This window comes from Xylanimonas protaetiae (assembly GCF_004135385.1).
Classification (GTDB): domain Bacteria; phylum Actinomycetota; class Actinomycetes; order Actinomycetales; family Cellulomonadaceae; genus Xylanimonas; species Xylanimonas protaetiae.
The window spans coordinates 109535-132696 of sequence record NZ_CP035493.1 but is presented as its reverse complement, the minus strand read 5'-3'; the positions used below and the strand labels follow the sequence as shown (position 1 = coordinate 132696).

Sequence of the window (23162 nt, the reverse complement as noted above, 5' to 3'; positions counted from 1 at the left end):
GGCCCCGGGTCTCCCCGGGGCCCTTCGGCGTTCCTGCGTCAGTCCTGCGTCAGCACCAGCGCGCCCAGCGGGGGCACGCGCACCGACGCCGAGTACGACCGGCCGTGCCACGGCACCGGTTCCGCCGTGATCGCGCCGAGGTTGCCGACGCCCGACCCGCCGTACATCTCGGCGTCGGTGTTGAGGGCCTCGCGCCAGGAACCGCCGTCGGGCAGCGCGAGGCGGTAGCCCTCGTGCGGCACGCCCGCGAAGTTGACCACGACGACGACGGGCTTCCCGTCGAGGCCCTTGCGCACGTACGCGAGCGTGTTGTGGTCGGCGTCGTTCGAGTCGATCCACTCGAAGCCGTCGGGCGTGAAGTCCCGCTCCCACAGGGCCGGCGTGGCCTTGTAGAGGGCGTTGAGGTCGCGCACGAGGCGTTGCACGGCGGCGTGCGACGGGTTGTCGAGCAGCCACCAGTCGAGGCCGACGTTCTCGTTCCACTCGGCGTCCTGCCCGAACTCCGAGCCCATGAACAGCAGCTGCTTGCCCGGGTGCGTCCACATGTAGGTGAGGAACGCGCGGACGCCGGCGAGCTGCTGCCAGCGGTCGCCGGGCATCTTGCGCAGCAGCGAGCTCTTGCCGTGCACGACCTCGTCGTGGCTGATGGGCAGCACGTACTGCTCGGAGAACGCGTAGATGAGGGAGAACGTCAGCTCGCCGTGGTGGTAGCGGCGGTACATCGGGTTCTCCGCGATGTACCGCAGCGAGTCGTTCATCCAGCCCATGTTCCACTTGAAGCCGAAGCCCAGGCCGCCGTGCGACGTCGGCGCGGTGACGCCGGGGAACGCCGTCGACTCCTCCGCGATCATCATGACGCCGGGGGAGCGGCGGTACGCCGTCGCGTTGGCCTCCTGGAGGAACGAGATCGCCTCGAGGTTCTCGCGCCCGCCGAACTGGTTCGGCGACCACTCGCCGTCGTTGCGGGAGTAGTCCAGGTAGAGCATCGAGGCGACGGCGTCGACGCGCAGCGCGTCGACGTGGAACTCCTCGAACCAGTACGTCGCGTTCGCGACGAGGAAGTTGCGCACCTCGCGGCGCCCGAAGTCGAACACGAGCGTGCCCCAGTCGGGCTGCTCGCCGCGGCGGGGGTCCGGGTGCTCGTAGAGCGCCGTGCCGTCGAACCGGGCCAGGGCGAAGTCGTCCTTGGGGAAGTGCGCGGGCACCCAGTCGACGATGACGCCGATGCCGGCCTGGTGCAGGCGGTCGATGAGCAGGCGCAGGTCGTCGGGGTGCCCGAACCGCGAGGTGGGGGCGTAGTAGCCGGTCACCTGGTAGCCCCAGGAGCCGCCGAAGGGGTGCTCGGCGACGGGCATGAGCTCGACGTGCGTGAAGCCCTGCTCGACCACGTAGTCGGTGAGCTGGTCGGCGAGCTCGCGGTAGCCGAGCCCGGGGCGCCACGACCCGAGGTGCACCTCGTAGACGGAGACGGGGCCCGAGTGCGGGTCCTTGGTGGCCCGCGCCTGCATCCACGCGAGGTCGTCCCACTCGTGGGACGACTCGACGACCACCGAGCCCGTCGCCGGGGGCACCTCGGTGCCCTTGGCCATCGGGTCGGCCTTGGCCCGCCACTGGCCGTCCGGGCCGAGGATCTCGTACTTGTAGACGGTGCCCGCGCCGACGCCGGGCACGAAGATCTCCCACACACCCGTCGAGCCGAGCGAGCGCATCGGGTGCACGGGCGTCCAACGGTTGTGGCTGCCGATGAGGCGCACGGCGCGCGCGTTGGGCGCCCACACGGCGAACCCGGTGCCCGCGACGTCGCCGAGCGCGCTCGGGTAGCGGCGCAGGTTCGCGCCGAGCGCCTGCCACAGCTCCTCGTGGCGGCCCTCGCCGATGAGGTGCAGGTCGACGGCGCCGAGGGTGGGCAGGAACCGGTACGGGTCGTCCTGCGTCTGCTCGTCCGTGCCGTAGCGCGTGCGCACCCGGTAGTCGGGGGCGTGCTCCGCGCCGTCGGCGGTCACGAGCGCCGGGACCACGGCCTCCCAGACGCCCGCGGCCGCGTGCCGGGCCGGCGTCTCGCCGTCGGCGGTGATGACCACGACCTCGTCCGCGAGCGGGCGCAGCACGCGCACGACGGCCCACGCCGACCCGTCCGCGGCGGTCGGCATGAGGTGCGGTCCCAGCACCGAGTGCGGGTCGTGCGTCGTCCCCTGCGCGACGGCGTAGAAGGCGCCCTGGTCGACGGCGGGGGCGGGCGGGGGCGTGCTGGCAGAGCCGATGGTCATGCTGCTCACCTTTCCACGGTGGGGTAGGGACCGCGTGTCCAAGGCGTGCCCGGACCGCGATGTGGGCGTGGCAGGGCCGCGGTCAGACGAGGAACTGCAGCACGAACAGCAGGCCGATGACCGCGGCCGGCCAGCTGATCTCCCGCCAGCGGCCCGTGGCCACCTTGATGACGACGTACGAGATGAGCGCGAACGCGATGCCGTTGGCGATCGAGAACGTCAGCGGCATGATCGCGATCGCGAGGAACGCCGGGACGGCCTCGGTGAGGTCCGAGAAGTCGACCTCCTTGATCTGCGACATCATCAGGCAGCCGACGAAGACGAGCGCCGGAGCGGTCGCCGCGAGCGGGATGAGCGGGATGACCGGCGCGGCGACGAGGGCCACGAGGAACATGCCTGCCGTCGTCAGCGCGGTCAGGCCGGTGCGCCCGCCCTCCTTGATGCCCGACGCCGAGGACACGACGACGGCGGTGGACGACGAGCCGAGCAGGGCGCCGCCCGCGGTGCCGATGGCGTCGGACAGCAGGCCCTTCTCCAGGCCGACGACGTTGCCCTTCTCGTCGACCATGCCGGCCGCCGACGCGACGCCGAAGATCGTGCCGAGCGAGTCGAGCGAGTTGACCAGCGTGTGGGCCAGCACCATCGCGAGCGCGACGGTGACGACGTGGCCCACGTTGCCCAGCGTGGCGAACGTGCCGAAGTCGAGCGTGAAGAACGAGTAGGTCGCGAAGTCGGACCACTGCTGGCCCAGGTTGAAGCTGAAGCCCTCCGGCACGGTCGAGTGGCCGAGCAGGAACGACAGCGCCGTCGTCGCGAAGATGCCGATGAGGATCGCGCCCTTGACCTTGCGCGCGTACAGGACGGCGATGACGAACAGGCCGACGAGGGCGAGCACCGCGCCGATGACGGGGTTGCGCACGGCGGCGTCGGGATGGTTCCAGCTCGCGAAGTCCACCAGGGTGACGAACGTGCTGGGGCTCGCGACGGTGATGCCCGCCTGGCGCAGGCCGAGCAGCGTGATGAACAGGCCGATGCCCGACCCGAGGGCGACCTTGATGTTGCGCGGGATGCCGTCGATGATGCGCTGGCGCACGCCGGTGGCCGACAGCAGCACGAACAGCGAGCCGGAGACGAAGACCAGCGCGAGCGCCATCTGGTAGACCTGCGGCGCGGTCAGCGTGTCGGGTGCGGCGAGGACGCCGATGGCCGGCATCACGGTGAAGGCGAGGTAGGAGCCGAGGCCCATGCCGGGCGCCTGGACGAACGGCAGGTTCGCGAGGAACGCCAGGAGCAGCGAGCCGAGCACCGAGCTGAGCACGGCGGCGATGTAGACGGCGTTCGCGACGGCGGGGTTCGCGCCGGCGTCGCCGACGGCCGCGGCGGCACCGCCGGCCATCATGCCGGGGATGGCGAGCACGGTGAAGACCGAGGCGAAGAAGGACGTCAGACCGGCCATGACCTCGACGCGGACGGTGGTCCGGTGCTCGGTGAGGCGGAACATCCGCTCGAGGACCGGCTTCTTGGGCGCGGTCGGCGGGGCGGCGGGGGTTGCGTTTTTGTACGTGGTGGGCGCAGACACGCCTAGAAGTGTCGGTGCGCGGTCACGCGTCCTGCGGCGTCTGGCGTGCCGGGGGCCGCCGCGGCGTCCCGATGTGATGCGTGCGGCGCGTCAGCGGGGCGTGCCACGCGTCAGCGGGGCTCGCCCGCGAGCAGGCGCTCGACGGCGCCCAGCGGGATGTGCACCCAGTGCGGGCGCTGCCGGGTCTCGTAGACGACCTCGTAGAGCGCCTTGTCGAGCACGAGCGCGCGCAGGACGGCGTCGTCGAGCCGGTCGCCCACCTCGGCGCGGTAGGCGTCGAGGAACGCCGCCTGCGCCCGGGCCGACCAGCCGGGGTCGGTCGCACCGCCCACGGCGGCGGCGTAGTCGAAGGAGCGCAGCATGCCGGCGACGTCGCGGACGGGCAGGTCGGGCGCCGTGCGCTCGGCGACCGGGCGCTGCGGCTCGCCCTCGAAGTCGAGCACCTGCCAGCCGCCGGAGCCGTGGAGCGCCTGCCCGAGGTGCAGGTCGCCGTGGATGCGCTGGAGCGGCAGGGGGGTCAGGTGGGCGCGGAGGTCGTCGAGGACGCGGCGGACGGCGTCGGCGTGCGGGGCGAGCGCGGGGGCGGCCTCGAGCGCGGCGTCGGCGCGCAGGTGCAGCCCCGTGACGAACGCGGCGGGGTCGAGCGTCACGGGCGTCGGCAGCGTCTCGCGCAGCGCCGCGTGCAGGCGCGCGACGACGACGCCGAGGTCGGCGGCGAGGGCGTCGAAGGGTTCGCCGGCCCGCGCGTGCTCGCACGCGAGCTCGAAGCCGTCGCGCGCCTCGGGCACCAGGGCCGCGAGGACGGCGAGGTGGTTGGTGCGGTGGACGAGCTGCGGCGCCGCCGGCAGCTCGACCGCGCCGAGGTAGCGCGGCGTGCCCGTGAAGCCGGCGGCCGTCAGGGCCTGCGGCACGACGACGTCGGGGTGGGCCCCGGCGGCGACGGTGCGCAGGATCTTGAGCATCGCCCCGTGCGGTGCCCCGTCGGGGCGGACGGCGGGCAGGATCACCGACGTGTTGGACTGCTCGCCCGCGATGGCGCGGCCGCCCGTCACGTCGGGGTCGAGGCCCGCGGCGCGCACGTACGCGGCCCACGCGGCGGGGTGGACGCCGCCGTCGTGCACCGCGAGGCCGGCGGCCGTGCCGATGTACCCCGGGTCGCCGTCCTCCGCGCGGCCCTTGGGGCCCACGACGAGCGGCACCTGGAGCACGGTCGCGCCGAGCAGGAGCAGCGCGACGACGACGTCCGGGGCGTCGTCGGCGGGGGACGCCGCGGCGAACGTGACCTCGAGCCACGGCGTCGGCAGCCCCGTCGCCCCGCCGGGGTACCAGCGGCGGCCGGGCGCCCACGCGGCGACCAGGTCGGTCACCTCCGCCGGCAGGTGCGTCCCGGGCGCGACGACGTGGAGGGTCACTTCACGCCGTCCGCCGTCGGGGCGTCGTCGGGGGCGTGAGCGTGAGCCAGTAGAAGTCGCGCGAGCCCCAGGTCATCGTGAGCGTCCCGTCGTCGGCCACCGCGGGGAAGCGGGCCCCGCCGAACACGTCGACGGGCGTCCAGCCCGCGTACCCCGTGACCTTGACGGTCGAGGAGCGGGCCGTGGCCGACATGTTCGCCGCGACGAGGAGCGTCTCTTCGTCGGACGTGCGGGTGAACGCGAGGATCGCCTCGTCGTCCGCCTCCCGGTGCTCGAACGCGCCCGTCCCGAAGGTCGGGTGCAGGCGGCGCACCGCGAGCATGCCGTGCACCCAGTGCAGCAGCGACGTCGGCTGGGCGAGCTGTGCCTCGACGTTGTGGCCGCTGTAGTGGTGCACGAGCGACTGGATGAGCGGCAGGTAGAGCTTGCCGGGGTCCGCCGTCGAGAAGCCGGCGTTGCGGTCCGGCGTCCACTGCATGGGCGTGCGGACGGCGTCGCGGTCCGGCAGCCAGATGTTGTCGCCCATGCCGATCTCGTCGCCGTAGTACAGGCACGGCGAGCCGGGCAGGGACAGCAGCAGGGCGTGCGCGAGCTCGATCTCCTTGCGGGAGTTGTCCAGCAGCGGCGCGAGCCGACGCCGGATGCCCACGTTGGCGCGCATGCGCGGGTCCTGCGCGTACCAGCCGTACATCGACGCGCGCTCCTCGGTGCTGACCATCTCGAGCGTGAGCTCGTCGTGGTTGCGCAGGAACGTCGACCACTGGCCGCCCTGCGCGGGGATCTGCGGGGTGTCGGCGAGGATGTCGACGATCTGCCGCGCCCGCTGGTCGCGCAGCGCGTAGTAGATGCGCGGCATCACCGGGAAGTGGAAGCACATGTGGCACTCGGGCTCGTCCTGCGTGCCGAAGTAGTCGACGACGTCGGCGGGCCACTGGTTGGCCTCGGCCAGCAGGATGCGCCCCGGGTACTCCTTGTCGACCATGCGCCGCAGCTTGCGCAGGAACGCGTGCGTCTCGGGCAGGTTCTCGCAGTTGGTGCCCTCGGCCTCGAAGAGGTACGGCACGGCGTCGAGGCGGAACCCGTCGACGCCGATGCCCAGCCAGAACCGGGCGACGTCGAGCATGGCGTCCTGCACGCGCGGGTTCTCGAAGTTGAGGTCGGGCTGGTGGCTGAAGAACCGGTGCCAGAAGTACTGCCGCCGCACGGGGTCGAACGTCCAGTTGGACGTCTCGGTGTCGACGAAGATGATGCGCGCGTCCTGGTAGCGCGTGTTGTCGTCCGACCACACGTAGAAGTCGCCGTACGGCCCGTCGGGGTCGGAGCGCGACGCCTGGAACCACGGGTGCTGGTCGCTCGTGTGGTTCATGACGCAGTCGACGACGACGCGGATGCCCCGCGCGTGCGCCTCCTCGATGAGCTCCGTGAAGTCGGCCGTGGTGCCGTACTGCGGCGCGATCGCCGTGTAGTCGCTGACGTCGTACCCGCCGTCGCGCAGCGGCGACGGGAAGAACGGCGGCAGCCACAGCGCGTCGACGCCCAGCCACTGGAGGTAGTCGAGGCGGTCGATGATGCCGCGGAGGTCCCCCGTGCCCGTGCCCTGCGAGTCGCTGAAGGCGCGCACGATGACCTCGTAGAACACGGCCTTGCGGTACCAGTCCGGGTCGTCGCTCAGCCCGGGCCGGCCCGCGGTGGGCGGCTCGGGCTGCCGCTTCGGGGGCAGCGCCTGGACGGGCAGCGCCTGGGTCACGGGCCGGGGGACCTCCGCGGTGGTCATCCCAGGCCCACCTGGATCACGTGCGCGACCTGGTGGCGCGGGTCCAGCCGGACGAACGGGTGCGCGCCCCACGGGAACGAGTCGCCCGTGAGCAGGTCGTGGGCCACGAAGAACGGCGCCGACCCGTCGGTGCCCGGCGGTGGCGTGAGCCCCAACGCGGCGAGGTCGAGGTGGATCGTCGACTCCTGGGTGCCCCACGGGTCCAGGTTGACGACCACGAGGATCACGTCGTCCGTGTGCCCCGCCACCTGCGTCGTGTCTCCGCCCGCGGCGAGCGGCAGGTGCTCGGCCCGCACGCGGCGCGAGAAGACGAGCACGTTGCCGTTCTCCGCGTGGTGCACCGAGAGGTTGCGCAGCTGCTGGAGGGCCGGGTGCTCGCGGCGGACCTGGTTGAGCCTGCCGAGCAGCAGCGAGATCCCGATGTCGTCGGCGTGCCCCCACGACCGGGGCTTGAACTCGTACTTCTCGTTGTCGACCTGCTCCTCGACGCCGGGGCGCGGGACGTTCTCGACCAGCTCGTAGCCGGAGTAGACGCCCCACGTCGGGCTGCCGGTCGCGGCGAGCACAGCGCGCACCGCGAAGCCGCCGACGCCGCCGTGCTGGAGGTAGGGCGGCAGGATGTCGTGCGTCGTCGGCCAGAACGACGGGCGCATGACGGAGCCGGACGGGCCCGAGACCTCCTGGAGGTACTCGAGGATCTCGTCCTTGCCGTTGCGCCACGTGAAGTACGTGTACGACTGGTGGAACCCGATCCGGGCGAGCGTGGCCATCATGGCCGGCTTGGTGAACGCCTCCGAGAGGAAGAGGACCTCGGGGTGCTTCGCGTGCACCTCGGCGAGCAGCCACTCCCAGAAGTCGAGCGGCTTGGTGTGCGGGTTGTCGACGCGGAACAGCGTCACGCCCCGCTCGATCCACACGAGCACGACGTCGAGGACGGCCTGGCGCAGGCCCTCCGGGTCGTTGTCGAAGTACAGCGGGTAGATGTCCTGGTACTTCTTCGGCGGGTTCTCGGCGTAGGCGATGGTGCCGTCCGCGCGCGTCTTGAACCACTCCGGGTGGCTCGTGACCCACGGGTGGTCCGGCGAGCACTGCAGCGCGAGGTCGAGCGCGACCTCCATCCCGTGGTCGGCCGCCACCTGGACGAACTGGACGAAGTCCGCTTCCGTGCCCAGGTCCGGGTGGATGGCGTCGTGCCCGCCCTCGGCGGCGCCGATGGCGTAGGGGCTGCCCGGGTCGCCCGGCTTCGCGTCGAGCGTGTTGTTGCGGCCCTTGCGGAACTGCGTGCCGATCGGGTGGATCGGCGTCAGGTAGACGACGTCGAAGCCCATGCCGGCGATGGCCGGCAGGCGCTCCGCGGCGGTCGCGAACGTGCCCGACGTCCACGTCCCGTCGGGGGCCCGGGTCGCGCCCTCGGACCGCGGGAAGATCTCGTACCACGAGCCGTACAGGGCCCGACGCCGGTGCACGCGCAGCGGGAAGTCGGCGCTCGGGGACACCAGGTCGCGCAGCGGGCTGCGGGTCAGCGCCTCGCGCACCGCCGGCGTCGTCGCCATCGCGAGGCGGGCCGCGGGCAGGCGGGTCTCGTCGGCCAGCACGTGGGCGGCCTCCGCGACGACCCGCGCGTCCTCGGGCGAGCGCGTGGCCTGCGCGTCGTCGGCGGCGATGCGCTCGAACAGCAGCACGCCCTCGGCCAGCATGAGCTCCTGGTCGATGCCCGCCTCGAACTTCACCGTCGCGTCGTGCGCCCACGTCGCGTAGGGGTCGCTCCACGCCTCGACGCGGAACGTCCAGTCGCCCTCGGCGTCGGGCTGCAGGAAGCCCTGGAAGCGGTCGTTGCCCGGGGAGATGTCGTGCATCGGGGCGGTCGAGTGCACCGTGCCCGCGGGGTCGAGCAGCACCGCCGTCGCGCTGACGGCGTCGTGCCCCTCGCGGAACACCGTCGCCTCGACCGGCACCACCTCGCCCGGCGTCGCCTTGGCCGGCCAGCGGCCGCCCTCGACCACCGGCGAGACCTCGACGACGGGGATGCGGCCGATGGAGACGTGCGGGGTGGGGCGCGGCGCCGGCGTCGCGACGACGACCGGGACGTGGTGGGAGGTCGGCTCCAGGACCTTGGTGACCGCGGCGCTCGCGGCGGTCGCGTGCGGCTGCTCGGCCGCGGCGGCCCTGGCCCTCGGCGCGGCCTTCGCGGTGCTCTTCGTGGTGGTCCTCGGTGCCGCCTTCGCCGGGGCCTTCCGGCGGGTCGCGGGCTTCTTCGGGGCCGCCGACGCCGTGCCCGGAACCTTCGGCGCCGTCGGGTCGGGGGTGGGCAGGCTGCTCGTGCTCGTCGTCACCCGGACCACGCTAACGAGCGGGCATCAGGGACGCGCGCTCAGGACGCGGCGCGTCACACGGCGAGACCGTTTCCGCTCCGCCGCGTCACCGGGCCAGCGCCCGCCCCGTCACGCGTCCCGTGTGCAGGCACCCGCCCAGGAACGTGCCCTCGAGCGCGCGGTGCCCGTGGACGCCCCCGCCCCCGAACCCTGCCGCCTCGCCCACGGCCCACAGCCCGTCGAGCACCGACCCGTCGGCGCGCAGCGCACGGCCCGACGGGTCGCACCACACCCCGCCCAGGGTCTTGCGCGTCAGCACCGAGAGGCGCACCGCCAGCAGCGGCCCGTCCCGGGGGTCGGTGAGCGGCCGCGGGGGCGCCACGCGGATGCGGCGGTCCACCCAGAAGTCGCGCGCCGCGCGCGTCGCCACCACCTGGGGGTCCTTGCCCAGCCCGGAGCGCACCTGGGCGTCGCGCTGCTCGATCACGCGGGCCAGCGCGCCGGCGTCGACGGTCCCGGCCGAGCCGGGCGTCGCGGCCGTCAGCGCGTTCATCTTCGCGGCCAGCTCGCCCGGCGACGACGCCCACAGGAACTCGGGCGACTCCTTCGCGAACCGCTCGACGGGCCCCACCGCGCCCGGCAGCACCCGGCCGGCGAGCAGCCGCACGTCCTTGCCGGTCAGGTCGGGGTTCTGCTCCGACCCCGACAGCGCGAGCTCGGCCTCCATGATCCGCTTGTTGAGCACGAACCAGGAGTGGTCGTGCCCGGCGCGCGTCACGTGCTGCAGCGCCCCCAGCGCGTCGAACCCCGGGTAGAGCGGCGCGGGCAGCCGCACGCCGTCGGCGTCGAGCCACAGCGCCGACGGGCCCGCGAGGATGCGGATGCCGTGGCGGGTCCACACGGGGGAGTGGTCGGCGATGCCCTCCGGGTAGTGCCACATGCGGTCCTCGTGCACGAGCGCGGCCCCCGCCGCGGCCGCGTGCCCGAGCATGAGCCCGTCCGTGGAGTCCGGCACGCCCTGGAGCATCCGGGCCGGCAGCGTCCCCGCGGCCGGGTCCCAGCGGTCCCGGGCGACGTCGTGGTCGGCGCCGATGCCGCCCGTCGCGACGACGACGGCGCCCGCGCTCAGCTCGACCTCCCCGACGACGGTGCGCGACGACGGCGCCGCCCGGCCCCCGAAAGGCAGCGACGACCGTGCCGCGTCGTCGGCCTCCAGGACCTCGGCGCGGACGCCCGTGACCCGGCCGTCCGTGACGACCAGCGACGTGACCCGGTGCCGGAAGCGGATCTCGAGCCGGCCCGCGTCGCGGTGCGCGCGGGCGCGGGCGACGAACGGGGCGACGATGCTCGGGCCCGTGCCCCACGTGATGTGGAAGCGCGGCACGGAGTTGCCGTGGCCGCCGGCCGGGTACCCGCCGCGCTCGGCCCACTGCACCAGCGGGAACCAGCGCACGCCCAGGCCGTGCAGCCACGACCGCATGCCGCCGGCGGCGAACTCGACGTAGTGCCGCGCCCAGGCGTAGCCGTGCCGGTCCGGTCCCTCGCCGCGCTCGGCCGCGGGGTCGAACGCCGCCGACCCCAGCCAGTCGTCCCACGCGAGCTCCGCGGAGTCGCGCACGCCGACGCGCCGCTGCTCGGGCGAGCCCACGAGGAACAGCCCGCCGAACGACCACCACGCCTGCCCGCCGAGCGAGTCGGCGTGCTCCTGGTCGAGCACGACGACGCGGCGGCCCGCGTCGGCCGCCTCGCACGCGGCGACCAGGCCGGACAGGCCCGCCCCGATGACGACGACGTCGGCGTCGGCGGCGACGTCCCGGCTCATGCGTGTGCTCGGCCCGCGGCGGGCGGGCACGAGGGACGGAACGACCGGTGGTGGCTGGCCCGCTTGCTCATGGAGCCGGACCCTAGCGGTCCGCGGCGTCAGTCGCGACGGGCCACGAACACCTTGATGCTCAGGGACTCCTGGCGCAGCACGCCGTCGGCCCCGTCGTCGTCGCGCTCGTCCGCCGGCTCGACCGGCCGGTCCCACGTGGAGCTCCACACGCGGTCCCAGGCGCGCGCGCCGGGCAGGACCGGCGGGAGCGTCACGTCGAGGTCGGCCAGCCGCCCGTTGATCACCACGAGCACGTCGGCGTCGCCCTGGCCGGGGCCGGGGCGCAGCATCTGCACCACGCGGCGCTCGGCCTCGTTCCACGCGTCGTGGTCCATGGGCGTGCCCGCCTCGGTGAACCACAGCAGGTCGGCGAACTCCTCACCGGGCCGCGGCGTGCCGAGGAAGAACGAGTCGGCGCGCAGCGCGGCGTGGTCGCGGCGCAGCCCGAGCAGGAACCGCGTGGTCTCCAGCATCTCGCGCCCCGCGTCGTCGAGGGCCCAGTCGACCCACGAGATGGCGTTGTCCTGCGCGTACGCGTTGTTGTTGCCGTCCTGCGTGCGGCCGAACTCGTCGCCCGCCGTGATCATCGGCGTGCCCGCGGCGAGCAGCAGCATCGCCATGAGGTTGCGCTGCGAGCGCCGCCGCAGCGGCACGACGGCCGACCACGGCTCGGTGGTCGCGTCGTCGCCGTCGCCCGTGTGGCCCTCGACGCCGTGGTTCCACGAGAGGTTGTTCGAGGTGCCGTCGTGGTTGTCCTCGCCGTTCGCCCAGTTGTGCTTGTGGTCGAACGCGACGAGGTCGGCGAGCGTGAACCCGTCGTGCGCGGTGATGTAGTTGACCGAGGCGACCGGCCCGCGCATGAGCGGCGGGTCGGAGTGGCCGAACAGGTCGGCCGAGCCGGACAGGCGGGTGGTCAGCTCGCGGACGCCGTCCATCGGGCGCCCGTGCGAGCCGGCGGCGGCCGAGGCGAGCCAGAACGCGCGCATGGTGTCGCGGAAGCGGTCGTTCCACTCGGCCATCGGCGGGGGGAAGCTGCCGGTCTGCCAGCCGCCGGGGCCCACGTCCCAGGGCTCGGCGATGAGCTTGAGGTTGTTGAGCACCGGGTCGGTCTGCAGGCCCACGAGGAACGGGTGGTCGGGCTCGAAGCCGTAGGTGCCGCGCCCGAGCGTCACGGCCAGGTCGAAGCGGAAGCCGTCGACGCCCACGACCTGCGCCCAGTAGCGCAGCGAGTCGAGGGCCATCTGGACCACGCGCATCCGGCGGAAGTCGAGCGAGTTGCCCGTGCCGGTCACGTCGGCGAGCGCGGCGGGCGAGTTGCCGTCGTGCAGGTAGTACAGGGGGTTGTCGAGGCCGCGCCAGGAGACGTGGAGCTGGTCGTCGCCGCCCTCGCACGTGTGGTTGTAGACGACGTCGAGGATCACCTCGATGCCGGCCTGGTGCAGCAGGTGCACCATGCCGCGCACCTCGTCCAGCACGGCCGCGGGGCCGGACTCCTGGGCGGCGCGCGTGGCGTAGCTGGGCTCGGGGGCGAAGAAGCCCAGCGTCGAGTAGCCCCAGAAGTTGGTCAGCCCGTGCGCGGGCAGCCGCGGCTCCGACGCGATCGCGTGGATCGGCAGCAGCTCCAGCGTGGTGACGCCCAGCTCCTTGAGGTGCGCGATGGTGACCGGGTGGGCCATGCCTGCGTAGGTGCCGCGCAGCTCCTCGGGGACGGCCTCGTTGAGCAGGGTGAAGCCGCGCACGTGCGCCTCGTAGACGACCGTGTCCGCCCAGGGGACGCGCGGGCGCGAGAGCGGCGGCGGCGCCGTCATGGGCGGCATGACCACCGAGTGCGGCACGTACGGCAGGGAGTCGGTGGTGTCGGCCTCGCCGTAGCGCTCGCCGATCCACCAGCGGCCGTCGGGCGTCGTCGGGTCGTCCGAGCGGGGGGCGCTCACCGCGCCGAGCGTCTCCGGCCCGTAGCGCAGCGTGCCCACCAGGCCGCGCGCGTACGGGTCGACGAGCAGCTTGGCGGGGTTGTGGCGCAGCCCCGAGCGGGGGTCCCAGGCGCCGCGCGTGCGGAACCCGTAGCGCTGGCCCGGGCGCACGCCCGGAACGTGCGCGTGCCACACGCCGTACGTGGGCCCGAACAGCGGCACGCGCCGCTCGGCGTAGCGTGCCGGGTCGCCCTCCGGCAGGTCGGGGCGCACGACGTCGATGAGGCAGAAGTCCACGGCGGCGGCGTGCGTGGCCACGACGGCGACGTCGACGCCGCCGGGCGTGGCGGTGACCCCGAGCGGGGGCACGTGGGAACGGCGGGCGGTCGGGCGCGTCAACGGCCGGACCACGGGACGTGGCGCGGGAGGCTCGGCGGCTCGGGCGTTCATGGTGGTCATCGTGGCGTACCACGTGAGACAACGCGAACCCCTGGCGCAGCCGCGCACCGGCCAGCGGGTAGTCTCGGTGCTCGTGCGCATCGTCGTCCTGCTGAAGTACGTCCCGGACATCACCAGCGACCGCCGGTTCGAGGACGGTCGCGTGGTGCGCGACCCCGCCGTCGGCTCCCTCAACGAGCTCGACGAGAACGCGGTCGAGGCTGCCCTGCAGCTGATCGAGGCTCAGCCCGAGGGCGAGCACGAGGTCGTCGCCGTCACCGTCGCGCCCGCGACCGCGGACATCGCGGTCCGCAAGGCGTACCAGATGGGCGTGCAGCGCGGCATCCGCGTCACCGACGACGCCCTGGCCGGCTCCGACTACTTCGGCACCACGGCGGCGCTCGCCGCGGCCGTGCGCCGCCTGGGCGACGAGCAGCCGGTCGACCTGGTCATCACGGGCATGGCGGCCCTCGACGGGCTCGGCTCCGTGGTCCCGGCGCTGCTCGCCGAGGAGCTCGGCTGGCCGCAGCTCACGCTCGCGAAGACCGTCGCCCTCGACGACGGCGCCCTGACCATCACGCGCGAGGCCGACGACGCCTACGAGACGCTGTCCGCCCCGCTGCCCGCCGTCCTGTCGGTCACGGACACGGCGAACAGCCCGCGCTACCCGAACTTCAAGCTCATCATGGCCGCGCGCTCCAAGGCGGTCGAGGAGTGGTCCGCCGCCGACCTCGGGCTCGACCCGGCCGACGTCGGCATCGCCGCCGCGCGCACCGTCACGGTCGAGGCCGCGCCGCGCCCGCCGCGCCCCGAGCTCCAGCTCGTGGTCGACAAGGGCGAGGGCGGCACCGCCCTGGCCGAGTTCCTCATCCGCAACGACCTCGTCTGACGACTGCAGGCCTGAGAGAGGCGCAACCATGACACGCCCCACCGTCCTCGTCCTCCTCGACAGCCCGGCGCGCAGCGTCGAGGAGGTGCGCCCGGCCGTCCTCGAGCTCATCACGCTGGGCCGCACGCTCGGCCGCGTCGACGTCGTCACCCTGGGCGCCCCGAGCGTCGAGGTGCTGGCCACGCTCGGCGCCTACGGCGTCGAGCTCGTGCACCAGGCCCAGCTGCCGACGTCCGTGCCCGAGCAGTCGTACCGCCTCACATCCGTGCTGGCCTCCGTGCTCACGACGGCGGTGCGCCGCAACGACGCCGACGTGCTCCTGGTCCCGTCGAGCTTCGCGGGCAAGGAGGCCGCCGCCGTGACCGCCGCCCGCCTCGGCGCCGGGCTCGTCGTCGACGCCGCGTCGCTGTCGTGGGGTGGGGACGGCGCCGCGCCGCTGCGCATCGGCAAGCGCGTGTTCGGCGGCACCTGGGACACGGTCTCGACCGTCGCCTCCGACCCCGCCGTCGTCACGATCCGGGCCAACGCCGTCGTGGCGGAGCCTGCCGAGGTCGCGACGTCGGCCACGGTCGAGCCGCTGCCCGTCGAGGTGCACGCCCCGCAGGTCACCGTCGTCGAGCGCACGCTCAAGGCGCGCACCATCGGGCGCCCCACCCTCGAGGAGGCGGCCGTCGTCGTCGCCGGCGGGCGCGGGACGAACGGCGACTTCGGCCCTGTCAACGAGCTCGCGGAGGCGCTCGGCGCCGCCGTCGGAGCCACGCGCGACGTCGTCTTCGAGGGCTGGTTCGACCGGTACATCGGGCAGACGGGCGTGACCGTGGCCCCGCGCCTGTACGTCGGCGCCGGCATCTCGGGCGCCCCGCACCACCGCGGCGGCATGCAGGCCTCGCAGGTCGTCGTCGCCGTCAACAACGACCCCGAGGCGCCGATCTTCGAGATCAGCGACTTCGCCGTCGTCGGCGACCTCGCGGACGTGCTGCCGCAGGCCGCGGCCGTCATCCGCGCGCACAAGGAGTCGCAGCAGGCGGGCTGACCGCGCGGGCCGGCGGCGATCCGTTCGTAGACTTGACCCTCGTGACACCCGGCGCCTACCTCGACCACGCGGCCACGACCCCCATGTCGGCGGCCGCGCTCGCGGCGTTCGTCGAGGAGGCCGGCAAGCCGGGCAACGCGTCGTCGCTGCACGCGGCCGGCCGGGCGGCGCGCCGCGTCGTCGAGGAGTCGCGCGAGCAGGTGGCCGCGGCGCTCGGTGCCCGCCCGTCCGAGGTGATCTTCACCGGCGGCGGCACGGAGGCCGACAACCTCGCCATCAAGGGCATCTTCTGGGGCCGCCGCTCCCAGGACACGCGCCGCACGCGCGTGCTCGTCTCCGCCGTCGAGCACCACGCCGTGCTCGACCCCGCGTTCTGGCTCGCCGGGCACGCCGGCGCCGACATCGTGCTGCTGCCCGTCGACGGCGACGGCCTCCTCGACCTCGACGCCCTGCGCGCCGAGCTCGCCGCCCACGCCGAGGAGACCGCGCTGGTCAGCGTCATGCTGGCCAACAACGAGGTGGGCACCGTGCAGCCCGTGCGCGACGTCGTGCGCATCGCCCACCAGCACGGCGTCCCCGTGCACACCGACGCCGTCCAGGCCGTCGGGCAGGTCGAGGTCGACTTCGCCGCCCTGGGCGTCGACGCGATGACCGTCACGGGGCACAAGGTGGGCGGGCCGCTCGGCGTCGGCGCGCTGCTCGCGCGGCGCGACCTGGCCATCGAGGCCGTGCAGCACGGCGGCGGGCAGGAGCGCGGCGTGCGCTCGGGCACGCTCGACGTGCCCGCGATCCGCGCGTTCGCCGTCGCGACCGCCGAGGCCGTCGCGACGCGCACCGAGCGCGCCGCGCACCTCGCCTCCCTGCGCGACACCCTGGTCGCCGGCGTGCGGGAGGCCGCGCCCGACGCCGTCCTGCGCGGCCCCGACCCGGCGCTCGCGCCCGGGCTGCGCCTGCCCGGCAACGCCCACTTCACGTTCCCCGACGCCGAGGGCGACTCGCTGCTCTACCTGCTCGACTCGGCCGGCGTGCAGGCCTCCACCGGCTCGGCCTGCCAGGCCGGGGTGCCGCAGCCGTCCCACGTGCTGCTCGCGATGGGCGTCCCCGAGAGCGAGGCCCGCGGCGCGCTGCGGTTCTCGCTCGGCGTCCCGTCCACGCCCGACGACGTCGCCGCGCTCGTCGCCGCCCTGCCCTCCGTGGTGGCGCGGGCGCAGGCGGCCGGCCTGGTGGGCGGTGGCCGCCCGTGAGGGTGCTGGCAGCCATGTCGGGCGGGGTGGACTCCGCCGTCGCGGCCGCGCTCGCGGTCGAGGCGGGGCACGACGTCGTCGGCGTGCACATGGCCCTGTCGCGCAACCGGGACCAGTTCCGCACGGGCTCGCGCGGCTGCTGCTCCATCGAGGACGCCTCGGACGCGCGCCGCGCGGCCGACGTGCTCGGCATCCCGTACTACGTGTGGGACCTCTCGGAGCGCTTCGAGGACACCGTGGTCGCGGACTTCCTCGCCGAGTACGAGGCCGGGCGCACCCCCAACCCGTGCGTGCGCTGCAACGAGCACGTCAAGTTCGAGACGCTGCTCGACAAGGCCACCGCGCTCGGGTTCGACGCCGTCGCGACGGGGCACTACGCCCGCGTCGTCGACGGGCCGGACGGGCGTGAGCTGCACAGGTCGCCCAACGCCGACAAGGACCAGTCCTACGTGCTGGCCGTCATGGGCCCCGAGCGGCTCGCGCGGGCGATCTTCCCCCTGGGAGAGTTCACGTCCAAGGCCGAGGTGCGCGCCGAGGCCGCCGCACGCGGTCTCGCCGTGAGCGCCAAGCCCGACTCGTACGACATCTGCTTCGTCGCCGATGGCGACACGCGCGGGTTCCTGCGCGACCGGCTCGGCTCGCGGCCGGGCGCCGTGGTGGACGCCTCCGGCGCCCAGGTGGGCGAGCACGACGGCGCGTACGCGTACACCGTGGGGCAGCGCAAGGGGCTCGCGCTCGGGCGCCCGGCGGCAGACGGCAAGCCGCGGTACGTGCTCGACGTGCAGACGGCCACGAACACGGTCGTCGTCGGGCCGGCGGAGCTGCTGACGGTCGACCGCATCGCGGCCGACAAGGCCGTCTGGCTGGTCGACCCTGCGCCGGGTACCCAGCAGGAGGAGCTCACGATCCAGGTCCGCGCCCACGGCACCCCGGTCCCGGCCCGGATCGTCCCGTCGGACGACGGGGCCGGCCTCGTCGCCGAGCTCACCGGGACCCCGCTCCGCGGCGTCGCCGCCGGCCAGTCGCTCGTGGTCTACCGCGGCACCCAGGTGCTGGGCCAGGCGACCGTGTCGCGCGCCTGGCGTGCGCCCCGCGCCGCGGCGGGCGCGCAGTCGCACGACGCCGCGTCCGCCGGGGCTCGCCCGTGACCGCCGTCAGCGGCCACGGACCGTGGCCCGGCCGGGAGCGCGACGAGCTCGAGGCCCAGCAGATGGTGCTCGGCGACCTCGCCGAGCTGCCCACGGGCGTCGACCCGCTCCCGTTCCTCACGCAGCTCGCCGACCGCGGCCCGGGCGCGGACGCCGTCGGGCGCACCGCCGCCCTGCTCGCCGGGCTGCCCGTCGAGCTCGGCCCGCACGGCTGGAAGCTCGCGGACCACGAGGGCATGGACCAGCGTCGCGCCGACGCGTTCCTGCGCGAGGACCTCGGGGCGCTGGCCATCGCGGCCCACGGTCACACCGGCCCGCTCACGCTGGAGGTCGTCGGCCCCTGGACGCTCGCCGCGACCCTCTGGTCGGCCCGCGGTGACCGCGTGCTCGCCGACGCCGGCGCCCGGCGTGAGATCGCGGAGTCGCTCGCCGAGGGCGTCCGTGCGCACGTCGCGGCCGTCCGCGAGCAGGTGCCCGGGCTCGGCGACGTCGTCGTGCAGCTCGCCGAGCCGCAGCTCGGGGCCGTCCACGCGGGCGTGCTGCCCACGTTCTCCGGCTACGCGCGCCTGCGCGCGGTGCCCGGCCCGGACCTGGTCGAGGGGCTCCGGCCCGTCGTCGACGCCGTGCACGACGCCGGTGCCACGGCCGTCCTGCACCTGGGCGCGACGTGGTCCGGCATCGCCCCCGCCGTGCTCGCCGGCGCCGACGCCGTCGGGCTGGACCTGGGGGCCCTAGGCTCCGCGAACACGCCCGGCTGGGACGAGCGCGCCTGGGAGCTCGTCGCCCGCGCCGCCGAGAAGGACGTGCGCCTGTGGGCCGGCCTGCCGCCCGCGCAGGTCTCCCAGTGCGCGGGGCCTATGCTGGGTGAGCTCGTGCGGACCGTCGCCGAGCCGTGGCGCCGCATCGGCCTGCCGGCGTCGGGCCTCGACGCCGTGACGCTGCTCGCCTCCCCGCGCCGCACGCTCACGGGCACGGACGCCCACCGCGCGGAGCTGGCCAACCTGGGCCGCATCGCCGAGGCGCTCGCCGAGCGCGCGGCCGGAGCGTAGCGGAGGGTGGGGGCCGAGGAACGAGGCGCCCGCACGTAGCGCAGCGCAGGTCGTGCGCGACCCCTCAGCCCGAGCGCGCGGCCGGAGCGTAGCGGAGGGTGGGGGCCGAGGAACGAGGCACCCGCACGTAGCGCAGCGCAGGTCGTGCGCGACCCTCGTCCCGAGTGCGCGGCCGCCGCGTCGTCCTAGGCTCTGAGCCCCAGTCGCCTGCCCAGGAACTCCCAGGCGAGCGCCGACATGTGCGCGGCCTGCGCGTTGTCGGCGGCGCCGCCGTGGCCGCCCTCGACGTTCTCGTAGTAGGTGACGTCGGCGCCGATCGCCTCGAGCAGCGCGGCCGCCTTGCGGGCGTGGCCGGGGTGCACGCGGTCGTCGCGCGTGGACGTCAGCAGCAGCACCGGGGGATAGGCCGTCCCGGCGGCGATGTGGTGGTAGGGCGAGTACTGCCGCAGGTACGCCCAGTCGGCGGGGTCGTCCGGGTCGCCGTACTCGGCCGTCCACGACGCCCCGGCGAGCAGGTGCGAGTACCGTTTCATGTCCAGCAGCGGCACCTGGATCACGATCGCGCCGAACAGCTCCGGGTAGCGCACCAGCATGTTGCCGGTCAGCAGCCCGCCGTTGGACCCGCCCTGGGCGCCCAGGTGCGCCGGCGTGGTGATGCCGCGCTGCACGAGGTCGCGCGCGACGGCGGCGAAGTCCTCGTAGGCCCGGTGCCGGTGCTCCTTGAGGGCGGCCTGGTGCCAGGCCGGCCCGTACTCGCCGCCGCCGCGGATGTTCGCGACGGCGTACACGCCGCCGCGCTCCAGCCACGCCCGGCCCATCCCGCCGGAGTACGACGGCGTCAGCGAGATCTCGAACCCGCCGTACCCGTACAGCAGCGTCGGGGTGGGTGCCGGCTCCGCGTGCCGCGGCCGGTGCAGCACGTCCGCCCGCCCGACGACGAAGTACGGCACGCGCGTGCCGTCGTCGGACGTGGCGAAGTGCTGCTCGGCGACGAGCCCGCGGGCGTCGAAGAACGACCGCGCGGCCTTGAGCGGGTCGAGCTCCGCCCCGCTCCTCCCCAGGGTGGCGAGCGAGAGCGTCGTGGGCAGCAGGAACCCGGTCGTGGTCACCCAGACGTCGTCGGAGTCGAGCGGGTCGACCGCCCGCGCGCCCACCGTCGCCACGGGGTCGGTCGCGGGGAACTCCGAGCGCACCCAGGCCCCGCCCGCGTCGCAGGGCGGGGTGAGCACGTGGAGGCGGTTGACGACGTCGTCGAGCACGTTGACGGCGAGATGGTGGCGGGTCCAGGTGGCGCCCGCGAGCGACGTCGTCGGCGTCGGCTCGAAGAGCACGTCGAGGTCGCGCGACCCGGCCAGGAAGTCGTCGACGCGTGCGGCCAGCAGGGACCCGCCCAGGTAGGTGCGGCCCTCGGTGTCCCAGTCGTCGCGCAGCTCCACGAGCAGCCACTCGCGGTGCAGGCCCACGTCGGCGGACTCGGGCACGTCGATGCGGCGCAGGACCTGCGCGGGGGTGCCGACGTCGGAGACGAGGAACGTCTCGGAGCGGTAGAACGCGATCGAGCGGTGCACGATGTCGCGCTCGAACCCGGGCGTGCGCGAGCGGCGGCCGGAGATGTACAGGTCGTCCTCAAGGCCCTCGTAGACGACGGGCGCGTCGGCGAGCGGTGTTCCGCGCCGCCACAGCCGCACGGTGCGCGGGTAGCCGGACGTCGTCGTCGTGCCGGGGCCGAGGTCGGTGAACACGTAGACGGTGTCCTCGTCGGCCCAGGCGAGGCCGCCCTTGGCCTCGGCCCGCTCGAAGCCGCCGGCGACGAACTCGCGCGCGACGACGTCGAACTCGCGCGTGACGTCGGCGTCGGACCCGGCGACCGACAGGTCGACCAGGGCGCGGCGCCAGGGCTCGCCCGCCGCGAGCTGCTCGGGGGTGGGGCGCAGCAGCGAGGCGCCGTGCCACACCCAGGCAGTGCCCTCGGCCTCGCCCAGGGCGTCGAGGTCGAGCACGGTCTCCCAGCCGGGGGAGTCCGTGCGGTAGCTCTCGGGCGTGGTGCGGCGCCACAGGCCCCGCGGGTGCGCGGCGTCGCGCCAGAAGTTGTACAGGTGCGGCCCGATCCGGGACACGTCGGGGATGCGGTCCTCGGAGTCGAGCACCTCGAGGATCGCCGCCTCGGTGGCCTCGAACGCCGGCCCCGAGCCCACGGCGTGGTGGGCGTGCGCGTTGCGCTCGCGGACCCACGCCAGGGCGGCCGCGCCCTCGACGTCTTCGAGCCACGCGTACGGGTCGTCGCGATCCGGGTCCAGCGGGGTGCTAGGAAGGGGGTCGAGGTCCGGCTGCGGGCTCATGCTCCGAACCCTAGGTGATCCGGTTCCGCAGGCCACCGGAGCTGGTCGCACCGCAGAACAAGACGACCGGCCGGTATAGTATGCGGCGACTTTTCCGGCTGAAGGGGGACCGACCCGTGGCGACGCAGGCCCGAGCGATTGCGACCAGGAAGGGCATCGTCGACGCGGCCGCCAGCGTGTTCGTGCGCCACGGGTACGCCGGCGCGAGCATCTCGGAGATCGCCGACGAGGCCGGGATCACCAAGGGTGCCGTGTACTTCCACTTCCGCTCGAAGGAGCTCCTCGCGCGGGCCGTCGTCGACGCCCAGGACGAGCTCGCGACGCAGGTGCGCGAGCGCAGCGTCGCGGGCTCGCCGAGCGCCGTCGCCATGCTCGTCGCGATGGTCCGCGAGCTCGGCGTCCTCATGCGCGACGACGTCGTCGCGCGGGCGTCGATGCGCCTCGCCGTCGAGGTGCCGACCGGGGAGCTCGAGGACGTCGGCGGCACCTACGAGGCCTGGATCGGCCCGACCGAGCACGTGATCGGCCAGGCGGTCGCGGAGGGCGACCTGCGCGCCGGGCTCGACGCCGCCGCGCTCGCGCGGTTCCTCGTGGCGGCGTTCACGGGGATGCAGACGGTGTCGGTCGCCACGAGCCAGCTCGAGGACCTCATGCCGCGCCTGCGGGAGATGTGGGCCATCGTCCTGCCGGGGATCGTCGCCCCCGGCAGGGAGCACATCATTCCGGGCCTGCTCCGGAGAGCATAGGGACGGTCCGCCCGGCGCGGCCGGCGGCCGTCTGGGTCGCGGTCGACACGTCGTCGGTCGTCACGACGGTCGCGGCGACGACGCCCGACTGCGCGAACGTCGTCTCCACGCCGCCGTGGGCGGTGCGCACCGCCCGGACGGCGACGTCGCCGCCGAGCTCGACGAACGCCGTGCACCGCACGAGCAGCCCCGTGGGCGAGCTGGCGGGGTCGAGCGCGTGGTGCGCCGCGAGCGCCGTCCGCGCGAGGTGCATGGCCGGCATGTGGTCGTTGCCGTGGTCGAACGTGATGGGGTCGGACGCCGACCACCCGAGGCGCGCCGTGAGCTCGTGGTCGGTCGTGGCGATCCCGAGCAGCGACGACGGGTCGTGGTGCGCGCTGACCTCCGACCACGGCGTCGCCCCGGCGCGCAGCCGCTCGTACACGCGGGCCTCGACCACCTGGAGCGACCCCGTGCCGCGCGCGATGCGGACGCCGTCGCACAGCAGCGCCGCCGTGAAGACGTGCCGGACGAGCCTGCCCCGCTGGTGGCGCACCTCCTCGGTGACGATCGCGAACGTCACGTCGACGGGCGCGGTGCCGAGGAACCCGGGGTCCACGAGCCACGTGAGCCCCATGTGCGAGGCGATGAACCGGTGCCCGACGGGCACGCCCGCGGCGACGTGCGCGTGGGCGATGCCGGCCTGGCGCAGCGCCTCGACGGCGATGACGAGCGCGTCGGCGTGCGCGAAGACCTCTCCCTGGCTCTCGGCGAGGGGCAGGTGGGCGTCGACCTGCCAGACGTCGCCGACCGCGAGCGCGCGGGCCGTGGTGACGCCGCGCGCGGCCGAGGTCGTGACGCTGCGCGCGGCGGTGACGAGGACGCCGCGTGGGTCCTTCTTGTGGACGTGACGGGCGTCGACCCGGATGTCGTCGGGCGCGGTGTGCGGCATGGCCGTCCCCTCCAGCTGGGAGGCGGCGGACCTCGCCGCCACCGGTCTGCTCGGACAGTAGGCCCGCGACCGCCTCAAAACAAGTTGTACGACCGGTTTTTTGCGGGCCGGACGGGGGTGATCCCGGGCCTTGACGGCGCCGAGAGGACCCGCCTAGGGTCAAACAGAACCGGACGACCGGTATGCTTTGTGACTCCACGGTGGAAGGAGGGATC

The 23162-nt window shown here is 74.4% G+C and carries 15 protein-coding genes; 6 read left to right on the top strand and 9 right to left on the bottom strand.

The features are described 5' to 3' along the window. Window positions 1–38 precede the first annotated feature (38 nt). The 7 genes from glgB to glgX all read right to left on the bottom strand — a co-directional run bounded on the left by glgB (window position 39) and on the right by glgX (window position 13580). Window positions 39–2267 (bottom strand): 1,4-alpha-glucan branching protein GlgB, encoded by a 2229-nt coding sequence (glgB, locus tag ET471_RS00595; protein WP_129186128.1) that lies wholly within the window; start codon window positions 2265–2267, stop codon window positions 39–41. An 82-nt stretch (window positions 2268–2349) separates the two neighbouring features. Then, complete coding sequence (locus tag ET471_RS00590; RefSeq protein ID WP_129186127.1) at window positions 2350–3768, bottom strand: NCS2 family permease; 1419 nt, start codon at window positions 3766–3768, stop codon at window positions 2350–2352. Window positions 3769–3956: 188 nt separating this feature from the next. Continuing rightward, on the bottom strand, window positions 3957–5258 hold the full coding sequence (locus tag ET471_RS00585; RefSeq protein WP_129186126.1) for a phosphotransferase: 1302 nt from the start codon (window positions 5256–5258) through the stop codon (window positions 3957–3959). Window position 5259: 1 nt separating this feature from the next. Continuing rightward, a complete protein-coding gene (treS, locus tag ET471_RS00580; protein ID WP_129186125.1) occupies window positions 5260–7032 on the bottom strand; it encodes a maltose alpha-D-glucosyltransferase in 1773 nt (590 codons plus the stop codon). Beyond that, window positions 7029–9365, bottom strand: coding sequence for an alpha-1,4-glucan--maltose-1-phosphate maltosyltransferase (locus ET471_RS00575; RefSeq protein WP_425356564.1), 2337 nt, complete (start codon window positions 9363–9365; stop codon window positions 7029–7031). Before ET471_RS00575 ends, treS begins: the two co-directional genes overlap by 4 nt. An 85-nt stretch (window positions 9366–9450) precedes the next feature. Continuing rightward, window positions 9451–11166, bottom strand: a complete 1716-nt coding sequence (locus tag ET471_RS00570; protein WP_129186124.1) for an FAD-binding dehydrogenase — start codon at window positions 11164–11166, stop codon at window positions 9451–9453. Between the two features lie 98 nt (window positions 11167–11264). After that, window positions 11265–13580, bottom strand: coding sequence for a glycogen debranching protein GlgX (gene glgX, locus ET471_RS00565; RefSeq protein WP_129186123.1), 2316 nt, complete (start codon window positions 13578–13580; stop codon window positions 11265–11267). A gap of 82 nt (window positions 13581–13662) precedes the next feature. On the opposite strand from glgX, the gene ET471_RS00560 reads away from it, so the two are divergent. The 5 genes from ET471_RS00560 to ET471_RS00540 all read left to right on the top strand — a co-directional run bounded on the left by ET471_RS00560 (window position 13663) and on the right by ET471_RS00540 (window position 18931). Then, entirely contained in the window at window positions 13663–14457 is a 795-nt protein-coding gene (locus ET471_RS00560) for an electron transfer flavoprotein subunit beta/FixA family protein (RefSeq protein ID WP_129190582.1), read from the top strand. Window positions 14458–14485: 28 nt separating this feature from the next. Then, entirely contained in the window at window positions 14486–15490 is a 1005-nt protein-coding gene (locus ET471_RS00555) for an electron transfer flavoprotein subunit alpha/FixB family protein (protein WP_129186122.1), read from the top strand. Window positions 15491–15573: 83 nt separating this feature from the next. Then, the gene (locus ET471_RS00550; RefSeq protein WP_242496478.1) at window positions 15574–16734 is read left to right on the top strand and encodes a cysteine desulfurase family protein; all 1161 of its coding nucleotides are present in this window, start codon (window positions 15574–15576) and stop codon (window positions 16732–16734) included. After that, the gene (gene mnmA, locus ET471_RS00545; protein WP_129186120.1) at window positions 16731–17882 is read left to right on the top strand and encodes a tRNA 2-thiouridine(34) synthase MnmA; all 1152 of its coding nucleotides are present in this window, start codon (window positions 16731–16733) and stop codon (window positions 17880–17882) included. Before ET471_RS00550 ends, mnmA begins: the two co-directional genes overlap by 4 nt. Further along, window positions 17879–18931 carry a uroporphyrinogen decarboxylase/cobalamine-independent methonine synthase family protein gene (locus ET471_RS00540; RefSeq protein WP_129186119.1) on the top strand — a complete coding sequence of 351 codons (1053 nt, stop codon included), beginning with the start codon at window positions 17879–17881 and terminating at the stop codon, window positions 18929–18931. Before mnmA ends, ET471_RS00540 begins: the two co-directional genes overlap by 4 nt. Window positions 18932–19116: 185 nt before the next feature. Here ET471_RS00540 and ET471_RS00535 read toward each other — a convergent pair whose 3' ends face one another. Beyond that, complete coding sequence (locus ET471_RS00535; protein WP_129186118.1) at window positions 19117–21270, bottom strand: prolyl oligopeptidase family serine peptidase; 2154 nt, start codon at window positions 21268–21270, stop codon at window positions 19117–19119. A gap of 116 nt (window positions 21271–21386) precedes the next feature. Between ET471_RS00535 and ET471_RS00530 the strand changes: the two genes are divergently transcribed. After that, window positions 21387–22016 (top strand): ScbR family autoregulator-binding transcription factor, encoded by a 630-nt coding sequence (locus ET471_RS00530; protein WP_165350339.1) that lies wholly within the window; start codon window positions 21387–21389, stop codon window positions 22014–22016. Here ET471_RS00530 and ET471_RS00525 read toward each other — a convergent pair. Beyond that, window positions 21988–22947: an AfsA-related hotdog domain-containing protein gene (locus ET471_RS00525; protein ID WP_129186116.1), complete on the bottom strand. Its 960-nt coding sequence runs from the start codon at window positions 22945–22947 to the stop codon at window positions 21988–21990. The two genes, ET471_RS00530 and ET471_RS00525, sit on opposite strands and share 29 nt — an antisense overlap. Window positions 22948–23162: the final 215 nt, after the last annotated feature.

Excerpts from the sequence above, each read along its gene's own strand:
- glgB (WP_129186128.1), bottom strand. The coding sequence starts at position 2,267 with ATGACCATCGGCTCTGCCAGCACGCCCCCGCCCGCCCCCGCCGTCGAC.
- ET471_RS00590 (WP_129186127.1), bottom strand. The coding sequence starts at position 3,768 with ATGTTCCGCCTCACCGAGCACCGGACCACCGTCCGCGTCGAGGTCATG.
- treS (WP_129186125.1), bottom strand. The coding sequence starts at position 7,032 with ATGACCACCGCGGAGGTCCCCCGGCCCGTGACCCAGGCGCTGCCCGTC.
- ET471_RS00570 (WP_129186124.1), bottom strand. The coding sequence starts at position 11,166 with ATGAGCCGGGACGTCGCCGCCGACGCCGACGTCGTCGTCATCGGGGCG.
- glgX (WP_129186123.1), bottom strand. The coding sequence starts at position 13,580 with ATGAACGCCCGAGCCGCCGAGCCTCCCGCGCCACGTCCCGTGGTCCGG.
- ET471_RS00555 (WP_129186122.1), top strand. The coding sequence starts at position 14,486 with ATGACACGCCCCACCGTCCTCGTCCTCCTCGACAGCCCGGCGCGCAGC.
- ET471_RS00550 (WP_242496478.1), top strand. The coding sequence starts at position 15,574 with ATGTCGGCGGCCGCGCTCGCGGCGTTCGTCGAGGAGGCCGGCAAGCCG.
- ET471_RS00535 (WP_129186118.1), bottom strand. The coding sequence starts at position 21,270 with ATGAGCCCGCAGCCGGACCTCGACCCCCTTCCTAGCACCCCGCTGGAC.
- ET471_RS00525 (WP_129186116.1), bottom strand. The coding sequence starts at position 22,947 with ATGCCGCACACCGCGCCCGACGACATCCGGGTCGACGCCCGTCACGTC.